Annotated in this window: 1 protein-coding gene; it reads left to right on the top strand. The window is 69.4% G+C overall.

Annotated elements, in window-relative coordinates; translation table 11 throughout:
- Positions 1 to 644: 644 nt before the first annotated feature.
- Positions 645 to 884: a hypothetical protein gene (locus IEZ06_RS35755; protein ID WP_203872499.1), complete on the top strand. Its 240-nt coding sequence runs from the start codon at positions 645 to 647 to the stop codon at positions 882 to 884.
- Positions 885 to 1,490 lie beyond the last annotated feature (606 nt).

The following is a 1,490-nucleotide window of genomic DNA, read 5'->3' as shown; positions in this document are numbered from 1 at the left end:
GGGTCAGGGCGGCGGCGGTGGTCAGGGCGCGGGCGGCGAAGCGGGTGGTGAGGGTCATGGAGGCGGATGTCCTTTGCTGCGGCGACGAGGTCTGCGGCCGGTGGTGCCGGTGGCCGGTGCGGGCCCGTGTCGTAGCGGCCTACGACATCCAGTAAGCCGCCTGGACGTAGCGGTGCCAGTGCGGGACGGGTGCAGCCCGGTTGCCGGGACCGGGAAGTTCTAAAGTCCCGCAACCACCGGGGATCCCGGACGCGGCGAACGGGTGGGCGGATCATGTGAGGACCACGGAAGAGGCGGGGTCACGATCTCGATGAAGATCTCCGAGGCACGACGGCGGGCACATTCCAGCCGCCGCGCCCATATCCAGTGATCACTCATCGGTGTTTACGCCGTGAACACTTCCCGGACCCCGACCGTGCGGCGAGCGCGCCCGCGTACGTAGTCATGGCCGCCTCCGGCCGGACACCGCCCGCGTCATCGGTGTTCCTCTCGCTTTCGATCTACTCGGGCTTCCGGACATGGGAAAGAATGGAGAAGTGGGCCTCCAGACCGCCATACCGCTGCCGTCCCGATGGGCTGGAGTGGCCAGGTTGATACCGCCCTCGTTGTCATGCTTGGACGGCCCGGATGGAGGCATCGTCGAATTGCCCTCTGATCTCGCCTGGTCCGGGCGGACCCGCTTCGATCTCTCCGACCGCGACCAGCGCTACCTCTTCCACATGACGGTGCTGACCTCAGCGATCACCGCTGAGCACTACACGCACTGGCTGAACGCTGACCTTCTCCGTTCCGACTGGGCACGGCTCCGGCTTCCCCGGGCACTCCGCGCCCTCTGGCAGGACAGGTTCCCCGAACTGGCGGCCGGGGTTGTCCGATCCGCTTGAGGGTGATCACGCGCTGCTGATGCACACGGCCCTGCCGATCTGTGATCGATACGGTCTCGTTCTGGCGGGCGGTTACGCGATCAAGGCACATGGCCTGGTGCCCCGGAGATCCAGAGTGTTCACGCCGTGAACACCCCCGGTGGTTCCGGCATCGTCCGGAAGAGGTCGCGGCGGCGTGGGCGGGCTCCTGCGGGAGCGATGGTGTTTACGGCGTGAACACTCGGCGGGTGGAGATCTCCGCGGTCACCGGTACTCGGGCGTACGGTCCGAGGGCGAGACAGAAGCCTCCGGTGTTTACGGCGTGAACACCCGGGCGGTACGGCCGGCGGCTTCCTGCCGCCGGGTGCGGCTCTCCGGACGCGGAATGCGTGGAGGCCGCCGCCCGGGTGTCCGGGTGGCGGCCTCGACGGCGTCTGCTCGTGTGCCCGTCGCCCCGGTCGGGGGGAGGGGGGCACCGGGCGGGCCGGGTCTCACTGGGCGGCGGTGCGCAGCACGGTGGCGACCAGGTCCTTCGACGGCGCGGCCGGCGCGGTCTGGACCGTGACCGGCTTGGCCGGGTTCTTGTCCTTGACCGCCCAGGCGCCGGAGGCGAACGGCTCGGGGTGG

This window comes from Planomonospora antibiotica, from assembly GCF_014647955.1.
GTDB lineage: Bacteria > Actinomycetota > Actinomycetes > Streptosporangiales > Streptosporangiaceae > Planomonospora > Planomonospora parontospora.
The sequence above is the reverse complement of the archived record's forward strand: the minus strand, read 5'-3'. Positions and strand labels throughout refer to the sequence as shown.